The organism is Tumidithrix helvetica PCC 7403, assembly GCF_965232925.1.
Lineage (GTDB): Bacteria > Cyanobacteriota > Cyanobacteriia > Pseudanabaenales > Pseudanabaenaceae > Tumidithrix > Tumidithrix helvetica.
This window is the reverse complement of record NZ_CBDDRA010000002.1, coordinates 178980-190664: the sequence shown is the minus strand read 5'-3', so window position 1 is coordinate 190664 and position 11685 is coordinate 178980. Positions and strand designations below refer to the sequence as shown.

Sequence of the window (11685 nt, the reverse complement as noted above, 5' to 3'; positions counted from 1 at the left end):
TTAGCATTTGTCTTCTCAAGATAGGCAGAGGGAAAGCCCCTGCCTATTCTCAAAATTTAGCTTCCACCAACGCGGGCGACATCGCGGGAATTTGCCTCAAAGGCAGCAATCAGGGCATCATCCCCACTGAGACCAGAAGCGATCGCTTCCTCAATTGCTTGCAACACCCGTTTGTAGTCTTTAGGCATCACCTTGACAAATTTAGGAACCATTTCCTTCCATTCTGCGAGCACCTTCGTACCCTTTTGGCTTTGGGTATAGTCAATATGCTTTTGAATGATGTCGCGCAGATCGGCGATTTCTTCGGGATCTTCGAGCTTCTCTAGACCTACCATCGCCATATTGCAGCGTGTGGCAAAGTCACCCTTTTCGTCGAGGATGTAGGCAACACCACCGCTCATCCCTGCGGCAAAGTTGCGTCCTGTTATGCCGAGTACTACGACTTTGCCCCCAGTCATATATTCGCAACCGTGATCGCCAATGCCTTCGACCACCACATTTACACCAGAGTTGCGAACGCCAAAGCGCTCACCCGCTCTGCCACGAATGTAGACTTCACCACTGGTAGCACCATAGAGAACGACGTTGCCGACAATCACATTCTCTTCAGCGACAAAGGTGGAAGCTCGTGATGGATAGAGGATGATTTTGCCGCCGCCTAGTCCCTTGCCGAGATAGTCGTTGGCATCGCCTTCGAGTTCGAGCGTCACCCCTTTAGGCACGAACGCACCAAAGCTCTGTCCCGCACTACCTTGGAAGTGCAGGTGGATCGTGTCTTCAGGAAGTCCTTCCCAATGGCGTTTGGTGATTTCATTCCCAAGAATCGTGCCGACTACGCGATTGATATTCTTAATCGGTAGGGTTGCTTTGACCTTTTCACCCTTCTCGATCGCACCTTTACACAAATCTAGCAACACGGTCATGTCGAGGGATTTCTCAATACCGTGATCTTGGGGAATCTGGCAATAACGTCCCACATCTTCGCCCACTTCGGGTTGATAGAGGATTTTGGAGAAGTCCAGCCCTTTGGCTTTCCAGTGAGCGATCGCAGTTTTGGGTTCTAGAATATCCGTGCGACCCACCATCTCATTGAGGGTGCGGAAGCCCAACTGTGCCATGATTTCCCGCAATTCCTGAGCGATGAAGTTCATAAAGTTGACCGTATGCTCGGGATCGCCTGTGAACTGGGCGCGCAATTGCGGGTCTTGAGTGGCGACACCGACGGGGCAGGTATTCAGATGGCAGACGCGCATCATGATACAGCCTAGGGTGACGAGGGGGGCGGTGGCAAAGCCAAATTCCTCAGCACCGAGTAGGGCGGCGATCGCCACATCTCGTCCCGTTTTCATTTGACCGTCGGTTTCTACGACAATGCGGCTGCGCAGGTTGTTCAACACCAAGGTTTGATGGGTCTCGGCAAGACCTAATTCCCAAGGAAGTCCTGCGTGCTTGATTGAGGTTTGGGGGGATGCACCCGTACCACCGTCATAGCCAGAGATCAGAACGACATCGGCATGGGCTTTGGCGACACCCGCAGCGATCGTGCCCACACCCACTTCGGAAACCAATTTGACACTGATGCGGGCGGCGCGATTGGCATTCTTGAGATCGTGAATCAGTTCGGCGAGATCCTCAATGGAATAGATATCGTGGTGAGGAGGTGGCGAAATGAGACCTACACCGGGAGTGGAGTGGCGTACCTTCGCAATCCAAGGATAGACCTTCTTGCCGGGTAACTGTCCGCCTTCACCGGGTTTTGCGCCCTGTGCCATCTTGATCTGAAGTTCTCTTGCCTGCGATAGATAGAGACTGGTAACACCAAAACGACCCGAGGCAACCTGTTTGATCGCACTGTTTTTAGAATCGCCCTGTTCGTTTGTCCAAGTATAGCGATCGGGATCTTCGCCACCTTCGCCTGTATTCGATTTGCCGCCGAGGCGATTCATGGCGATCGCGAGGGATTCATGGGCTTCTTTGGAGATCGAACCATAGCTCATCGCGCCCGTTTTAAAGCGTTTGACGATTTCTTCGATCGGTTCGACTTCTTCAATCGGAATCGATTCGCGTTGCTTGAATTCCAACAGACCGCGCAGGGTGAAATGCTTTTGACTTTGCTCGTTCACCAGTGCGGCATATTGCTTGTAAAGCTCGTAATTGCCTAGGCTAGTGGCTTTTTGCAGGGTGTGGATTACCTGCGGACTAAAGAGGTGAGCTTCACCATCTTTGCGCCATTGGTACTCGCCGCCGACATCGAGGGTATGTCCGTTAGCAGGGCGATCGGGGAAGGCATGGTTATGACGCAGGGTGGCTTCCTTGGCGATCGCTTCCAAATCTGCACCCTCGATCCGCGTTGCCGTCCAAGTGAAATATTTGTCGATTACCGACTGGTTGAGCCCAATTGCCTCAAAAATCTGAGCGCCGCGATAGCTTTGAATCGTGGAGATGCCAATTTTAGAAGCGACCTTAACCACGCCTTTGGTGGCAGCCTTGATGTAATTTTTGCAGGCAGTTTTATGGTCTACACCCACGAGCAAACCTTGCTGGATCATGTCTCCTAAGGTCTCAAACGTCAGGTAGGGATTGATCGCACAGCAGCCGTACCCAATCAGGGTGGCGTAATGATGCACTTCGCGGGGTTCGCCAGATTCCAATACCAGACCAACGCGCGTGCGCGTTCCCGTGCGGATCAAATGGTGATGCAGTCCTGCTACTGCCAGCAGGGCAGGAATAGGCGCTTTGTCTTTATTGACGCCGCGATCGCTGAGAATCAGAAGACTGACACCTGACTCAATGGCGCGATCAGCTTGGGCAAAAATCTCTTCCATCACCGCTTCTAGCCCTTTTACGCCATCGTTAGGACTAAATAGAATGGGCAAAGTCACCGACTTAAAACTGCCTCGATCGATGTGCTTGAGCTGGGCTAACTCGGTATCGCTGAGAATCGGCGTTTTTAGCTCGATCAAGTTGCAGCTCTCTGGCTCTGGTTTGAGCAGGTTGCGCTCTGCCCCAAGTGTGGTCTCAGCCGAAGTAATAATTTCTTCGCGGATCGAGTCAATCGGCGGATTGGTTACCTGTGCGAACAGTTGCTGAAAATATTCGTAAAGCAGCTTGGGGCGATCCGACAGCACAGCCAAGGGCGTATCTGAGCCCATGGCTCCCACGGCTTCAACACCATCTTTTGCCATCGGCGTCAGGATGAGGCGCAATTCTTCAAAGGTGTACCCGAAGGCCATTTGACGTTGTATGAGCGTCTCTGTGTCCAAGGTTTCAGTCGTGCTAGGTACGGGCAAATCTGCCAAGGACACCATATTTTGGGCAACCCATTCGCCATAGGGATGTGCGGTGGCGATTTTATCCTTGATTTCGCTATCCGTGACAATGCGTCCCTCTTCCATATTGACGAGGAACATTCGCCCTGGTTCTAGACGACCCTTCAGAGCAACGCGCTCTGGCTCAATTGGCAATACGCCTGCTTCGGATGCCATGATGACCAGATCGTCCTTGGTGACATAATAGCGAGAAGGACGCAAGCCGTTGCGATCGAGCAATGCGCCGATCATCGTGCCATCGGTGAAAGCGATCGAAGCGGGACCATCCCAAGGTTCCATCAAGCAGGAGTGGTATTTGTAAAAGGCTTTTTTGGCCTCGCTCATGGACTCGTGCGCCGTCCAAGGTTCGGGAACCATCATCATCATGGCGTGGGGCAGCGATCGCCCTGCCAAGACCAATAATTCCAGCGCATTATCAAAAATTGTCGAGTCGCTACCCTGCACGTTAATGACGGGCTTTACCTTCTTGATGTCATCGCCAAACAGCTCTGACTCGAACATCGACTGCCTTGCCAGCATCCAGTTGATATTGCCGCGTAGGGTGTTGATTTCGCCATTGTGGGCAATGTAACGATAGGGATGCGATCGCTCCCAACTGGGGAATGTATTGGTACTAAAACGCGAGTGGACTAATGCCAAGGCACTCTCCATGTCAGGATCGTGGAGATCGGCATAATAGAGACCTACCTGTGCCGTCATCAGCATTCCCTTGTAAACCATCGTGCGACTCGATAGGCTAGATGGATACCAAGCAGGATCGATCTCGGGCTCGCGGATTAACTTGTGCGCCTGTTTGCGAATCACAAACAACTTGCGTTCAAAGGCAAGGTCATCGACAAGATTGGGGTTGCGCCGAATAAACACCTGCTCCATAAAGGGTTCGCTCGACTTAGCCGTGTTGCCCAAGGAAGAATTATCTGTGGGTACGTCACGCCAACCCAGTACCTCTTGACCCTCATCCGCCACGATTTGCTCGAACAAGCGCCGACTTTTTTCACGTTTGACAGGATCGGGCGAGCAAAAGATCATGCCCACACCATATTGCCCTGCCTCTGGCAATGCGATATTTTCTGCCAAAGCCACCTTTTTTAAGAATTTGTGCGGCACTTGCATCAAAATTCCCGCACCATCCCCTGTATTGGTTTCGCAACCGCACGCGCCGCGATGCTCTAAGTTTTCTAAAATTGTCAAGGCTTGTGTGACAATTTCATGAGATTTCTGCCCTTTCATATGGACGATAAAACCAACCCCGCAGGCATCATGCTCAAACTGTGGGTCGTATAAGCCTTGTTTGGGGGCGCTGCTGTTCATCATGGGTGACATAGGGGGAGTAAAGATAAGAAATGTGGGGAAGGATTGAGATTTTGAAGCTACTTAATTTAGATAGCTTGAATTTTCTAACAAGAATGTCATGTAAGGATCATGTCTTAAGAAAATTGTCAAATCTCATAGCACGGGCATAAGCTGCATAAAGGTAATTTAAAACACTTACCATAAAGCCTAATACTACCAAAACTTTTCTAACTAAAAGATTTGGCAGCGCAAATGTGCATTGATACCAAAATCGAAATGTTTGGGTAAAGTTGTAACAATTATGAGCGATCGCCGTAAAACCAAAGCCCAGTTGCTTAAAGAATTAGAAGCCCTACGAGCAGAAGTCGCTTCCCTCAAGGGCGAGCGATCGCAACAGGCTTCATGGTTCGGATCGAGACCGCAAAATATTTCCTATCCTCAGAACGAGTCGGATAGCCATGAGATTCGCACGCCCTATACCATTCTGATTTTGGATGATTCAGAAAGCGATCGCTTAATCTACCGCCGTTTTTTGCCCAAACTTGAGAATGGACAGGATCGCTTCCAGATTGTCGAATTTGACAATGGTGAAGATGCGTTGACATGGTGCAACCAACAGATGCCAGATATTTTTCTGATTGATTACTTTTTGCTGGATATGACTGGGCTGGAATTTTTGTGGCAGCTACGGCAACAAACAGATCTAGAAAGAATTCCAGCGATCGTGCTGACTGGACAGGGCAACACAGAGATCGCGGTTGAATTGCTCAAAAGTGGTGCCGCAGATTATTTAGATAAAAGCCAGATTACGTCTCAAAGCTTACAAAAAGCCATAACCCATGTTTTAAAGCAGACGAAACTGATGCAACAACTAAAGTGGCATCAAGGGCAACAACAACTGATCTCGAAAACAACGCTCTCCATACGTCAGTCGCTGAAATTAGAAGATATTCTCAATGCCACAGTGACTGAAGTGAGGGATCTGCTGCAATGCGATCGCGTTTTGATCTATCAATTTACCCAGACTCAAAATATTGGTACTGGTTTTGTTACTAAAGAGGCTGTATCCGATCCTGCATTTTCAATCCTAGATCGGACGATTCAAGATGATTGCTTTGGGGAGTTTTGGGTAGAAACTTACAGCCAGGGACGCACTAGAGCGATTGAAGACATTTACACAGAGCCCGATCTGTCCAACTGCTATATAGAATTCCTAGAACAGTTTCAAGTACAGTCAATCCTTACCGTTCCCATCCTGCAAGAAGAAAACCTATGGGGATTGTTGATTGCCCATCACTGTGCAGCACCCCGACCTTGGGTTTCTCTAGAAGTGGAGTTGATGAACCAACTGGCAACACAAGTGGGTATAGCCATTCAGCAAGCAACCTTGGTCGAGCAACTGCAAACGGCTAAGGCAGATCTAGAAGTTAAAGTACAAGTACGAACCTCTGGGCTAGAGGAAAGCAATCAACAATTAAGTCAAGAAATACTAGAGCGCCAACAGGCAGAGTCATCTCTCCGCGAGAGTGAAGATCGCATTCGTGCCATTCTAGAAGGTATTCCCGATATCATCAATTTGATCGATGCTGAAGGTATCTATCTCGGAGCTATCCGCGCCAATAACGATAGAGATCTCGTCCCCAAAAACATCAATCCTATTGGCATGAATATCGCCGATCTCTTACCTGCCGATATTGCCATAGCTCAGATTCGCGCGATTCAAAGAGCGCTGGAAACTCATCAGATCCAGATGCTCGAACAAAAAGTGTCTTTGGGCAGTCGCGTACAACATGAGGAAGTTCGCGTCGTACCCATTCGAGATGATGCCGCTCTGGTAATTATCCGCGATATTAGCGATCGCAAATATGCAGAGGAAGCGTTGCAAAAAAAGCAAAGCTTTTTTGAGAAAGTTCTATCTGTTAATCCCAACGAGATCTACGTCTACGACCTGATCGAGCAATGCAATGTTTACGCAAATAAAACGTTCTCAGAAACATGGGGCTATACTCCTGAAGAGCTTCAACGAATGGGTACTGAGATGTTTCGCTGTTTGATTCACCCAGATGACCATAGCTTGTTGGAGCAGCACCATCAACAGTGCCTCACACTTCAAGACAACGAGCGAATCGAACTGGAATATCGGTTTAGACATGCGAATGGAGAGTGGCACTGGGTACAAAGCCGCGACACACCTTTTTGTAGGACAAGCGATGGTGGAGTGCAGCAGATTTTGGGAACAGCTCAAGATATTACCAAGCGTAAAAGAGCAGAGATTGCCTTACGCGATAGCCAGCGTTTAATCGAAAAAATTACGACGACAACGCCAAATTTGCTCTACATCTACGATCATCTGGAACAACGCAATGTTTACATGAATCGTTCTGTTACAGAAATGCTGGGTTATTCTACTGAAGATGTACAGCGAATGGGAGCCAACTTGTTCCCTACGATTTGTCATCCAGACGATTTGATGCGAGTCTATCAGGCGATCGCGCAGTGCTCTACCCTCCAAGATGGCGAATTTATCGAAATAGAGTATCGGGTTAGAAATGCAAGGGGCGAATGGTGCTGGCTGCACAGCCGAGATACGGTATTTTCTAGGGACTCTGAAGGTAGGGTCAAGCAAACCTTGGGTACATCGGAGGACATCACCGATCGCAAGCAACGCGAAGAAATGTTAGAGAATATTTCTCTGGGGGTTTCAGCCCAGACTGGCGAGATGTTTTTTAGGGCTTCGGTGCAATATCTTACCAAAGCCTTGAACGTAGAGTTTGCTTTTGTGAGCGAAATTGTTGACTTGAAAAACGATTGGGTTAAAACAGTTGCCGCCTATGGCGATGGACAATTTTTAGATGAGTTTAACTATAAGCTAGATGGTACTCCTTGCGAGACCGTTCTCAATAAACATCTTTGTGTTTATCCTGCTAAGCTTCAAGAGATTTTCCCAAGAGATCGGATTTTGACCGTGATGGGCGTTGAGAGCTATGCGGGCACTACCCTAATTAGCTCGACAGGAGAACCCCTTGGTCTGATTTCTATCATGAGTCGAAACGCGATTACGAATTCGCGACTTATGGAAGAGGTACTAAAAATTTTCGCAGCGCGAGCAAGTTCGGAACTGGAACGCCAGCAATCAGATGCCAAGCTAAAACTGCAATATCAGCAAGCTCAACTCTTTGCTGAAGTCACGCTCAAAATTCGTCAGTCCTTGCAACTAGACGAAATTTTGCAAACTGCTGTCTCGGAAGTTCAGCAGATTCTCCAAGCAGATCGGGTACTCATTTACCAAGTTTTTCCTGACGGTACGGGGAAAGCGATTAGCGAGGCAGTTTTGCCAGATTTCCCCAAAGTCTTGGGGATAAAATTTCCTGAAGAAGTCTTTCCAACGGAGTATCAACAGCTTTACGCACAGGGACGCGTGCGCGCGATCGCAAACCTAAACGACCCCACCTCTGGAATCACAGAGTGCTTGGTGGAGTTTTCTCGTGGGCTAGATGTCAAAGCAAAACTGATCGTGCCTATCCTTGCGAGCAACCAGACAACGCTTGACTCCACTGGGCAAAATTCCCTATGGGGACTGTTGATTGCCCATCAATGTATTGCCCCCCGTCAGTGGAATGACTCTGAAACTGAGTTGCTAGGACAACTCGCCAGTCAGTTAGGAATTGCGATCGCTCAGAGTCAACTGATCGAGAATCTGCAAAATAGCGAAGAAAAATATCGGCATCTGATTGACAATCTTCATGCTGGGGTTGTGGTTCACGCTCCAGACACAAGTGTAATTCTGTGTAATTCAAATGCCTGTCAGTTATTGGGACTAACCGTAGATCAGATTTTTGGAAAAACAGCGATCGATCCAGCTTGGCAATTTTTCCGTGAAGATGGAACTTTGATGCCATTAGAAGAATACCCAGTCAATCAAGTTCTAAGTACGGGGCTACCTCTGGTAAATTATGTATCGAGAATCAATCGCAGCGATCGCACGCAAGTTTGGGTATTGGTGAACGCATTTCCAGAGTTCGATCTCAACCATCAAATCAAACAAATTGCGATCTCATTTATCGATATCAGCGATCTCAAACAAGTAGAAGAAAAGCTGCGAAAAAGCGAATCAGCCCTAGCAGAAGCGCAAAGAATCGCGCATATAGGCAATTGGCATTTCGAGTTAGCAACAGGAAAGGTTACTTGGTCTAGAGAAATGTTCCGTATTTTTGGTCTCGATCCCGAACAACCAGCACCAACATTAGCAGAGCTACATGAATTAATCCATCCCGACGATCGAGCTCATCAGCAGCAGATACTTGCTGAGGGGATTGCAAGTAAGCAGCCCTATGAATTTGAGTCTCGAATTATTCATGCCGATGGTTCAGTTCGCTATACCCTTGCTCAAGGTGAACCTATTTTCAACACTCAGGGTGAATTGATTCATCTATTTGGCACTTCCCAAGATATTAGCGATCGCAAAAAAGCCGAATTAGAAACTAGGGAGGTTCAGAATTTCCTCAATTCAATTATTGAAAATATTCCCAATATGCTCTTTGTGAAAGATGCTGAAAATCTGCAATTTGTGCGTTTTAACAAAGCAGGCGAAGAACTGCTTGGCTATTCCAGAGAAGCATTAATCGGCAAAAGCGATCGTGACTTTTTCTCGCCAGAGGAAGCAGATTTTTTCATTACTACAGATCGAGAGGTTCTTTCAAACAGTCAAATTATTGATATTCCTGAAGAATTTATTCAAACTAGAGAGCAAGGGCTAAGGATTTTACATACTAAAAAAATCCCGCTCTATGATGAATTGGGGCATCCGAAATATTTGCTAGGCATCTCAGAAGATATTACGGAAAGAAAACAAACCGAAAACGCCCTGCAACGGCTCAACCAAGAACTAGAACAACGGGTAGAAGAGCGCACAGAGTTGTTGCAGCAAAGTGAAGAAAGATTTCGAGGCTTCTTTAGTCATGCCCCAATTGGGATTGCAGTGACCAACATTGAGACCTTGCAGTTTGCTGCGGTTAACACTGCCTTTTGCAGGCTACTCGGTTACAGCGAATCGGAAATGTTAGCCCTGCCCTGTACGAGCGTTTCCATCTCAGGTGGTCTAGAAGTTGAATATCCTCTTACTGATGCACTGCAACGAGGAGAAATTGACTCCTATCAACTGGAGAAACATTTTATCAAAAAGAATGGAGAAACGATCTTAGGATACATAACCACAACGGCATTGCGGGATACAACGGGTAAAGTTACCCATGTGATGGACATGGTACAGGATATCACAGCCCGCAAATCAGCGGAACTTCAACTGCGCGCATCGCTCCAAGAAAAAGAAGTCATGCTGAAAGAAATTCACCATCGCGTCAAAAATAACTTGCAAATGATCTCCAGTCTGCTTAGCCTCCAAGCTAGCTACATTGACGATCGGCAAACCCTAGCTCTATTTGCTGAGAGCCAAAGCCGCATCAAAGTCATGGCGCTGATCCATGAAAAACTCTATCGATCGGACAATTTGGCAAAAATCAACCTATGCGAATATCTTACCGATTTAGTTGGGGATCTGTTGCAGTCTTATCGTGCCCACTCTGCCGTAATCGACTATAGAGTAGAAGTCGAAGCCGTCGATTTAGGTATTGAGCTGGCGATTCCCTGTGGCTTAATTGTCAACGAACTCTTCTCCAATGCGATCAAACATGCTTTCCCAAATCGGCCAACGGGTGAAATTTGGATCCAGTTTTCTAAAAGCGATCGCATTCGAGAAACAGACTATTACCTGCTCTCCGTTGGTAATAACGGGGTTAATTTTCCGCAAGAGATAGATTTTCGGAATACTGAATCTTTAGGGCTTCAGCTTGTTTGCGGACTTACGCAGCAATTGCGCGGTAAGATCGAGCTAAAAAATGGAGAGGGCTGTCGGTTCGAGATTTTGTTTCCTCATTTAACGCAGGGTCTAGCAACATGAAAAAAGCAAACATCTTGGTTGTAGAAGATGAGCCAATTATCGCCATGGATATTCGGCGCAGACTCTTACACCTTGGCTATGGTGTCACCGCGATCGCAGACTCTGGCGAGGCGGCAATTGATGCTATTCTGCAAAATGTGCCCAATTTGATTTTGATGGACATTCACCTCATCGGCGATATGGATGGCATTCAAGTTGCGGCGCATGTGAGGGAAAAGTTTGGCTTACCCGTAATTTTTTTGACGGCGCATGCTGACGAGGCAACGCTAGAACAGGCAAAAGCAACCCAACCCTTTGGCTACATTGTCAAACCCTTTGAAAATCATGACTTAAAAACAGCGATCGAAATTGCGCTCAGCAGGTACGAAGCAGAACTCGTCATGCAAAGAGCGTTAGCGAGAGAGAAACATTTAAGCGAACTCAAGTCTCGATTTATTGCGATCGCTTCTCATGAATTCCGCAGTCCTTTGGCTTCGATTCAACTTACCCTTGAGGGGCTAAAAGATCCAAAGCAGATTCTAACTTCAGAAAAAAAACTAGTTCGCATTCAGCGTGCAGAAGCTCAGATTAAGCGCATGACCGATCTCCTAGAAGACATTTTGATTATTGGAGAGGCAGAAGACGGAAATTTTCGCTGCCATCCATCCATGATGAACGTAGCAACTTGGTGTCAGGAACTCGTAGAAGACTTCCAAAACCATCAAAAAAAATATTCCATTATGTTTGAGATCGTAGAGGAAGATGCTGGATGCAGTAAACCATCGGCGCTAGACAGTAAATTATTGCGCCATATCTTAACCAATCTCCTCTCAAACGCGATTAAATATTCTCCAGAAAATAGTCAGGTGAGATTTGAACTAACCTGCCATCCTGAAGTGATTACTTTTCAAGTTCAGGATTGGGGGATTGGCATTCCTGAGGTAGATCAAATCGATCTATTTACTCCTTTCCATCGTGGTGGAAATGTGCATAAATTCGTTGGTACGGGTTTGGGGTTATCGATTGTTAAACAGTGTGTAGAGGTTCATGGGGGTACGATCGCCCTAGAAAGTAAAGTTGGGTTTGGAACTACCGTTACGGTCAAAATTCCTCAAAGCCGCTAAGCAC

The 11685-nt window shown here is 47.3% G+C and carries 3 protein-coding genes; 2 read left to right on the top strand and 1 reads right to left on the bottom strand.

Annotated elements, in window-relative coordinates:
- Positions 1-56: 56 nt before the first annotated feature.
- A complete protein-coding gene (gene gltB, locus ACP2WE_RS02725; RefSeq protein WP_425214222.1) occupies positions 57-4640 on the bottom strand; it encodes a glutamate synthase large subunit in 4584 nt (1527 codons plus the stop codon).
- Positions 4641-4902: 262 nt separating this feature from the next.
- On the opposite strand from gltB, the gene ACP2WE_RS02720 reads away from it, so the two are divergent.
- Entirely contained in the window at positions 4903-10578 is a 5676-nt protein-coding gene (locus tag ACP2WE_RS02720; protein WP_425214054.1) for a PAS domain S-box protein, read from the top strand.
- A complete protein-coding gene (locus ACP2WE_RS02715; protein WP_425214053.1) occupies positions 10575-11681 on the top strand; it encodes a hybrid sensor histidine kinase/response regulator in 1107 nt (368 codons plus the stop codon). The genes ACP2WE_RS02720 and ACP2WE_RS02715 overlap by 4 nt, the downstream gene beginning before the upstream one ends.
- Positions 11682-11685: the final 4 nt, after the last annotated feature.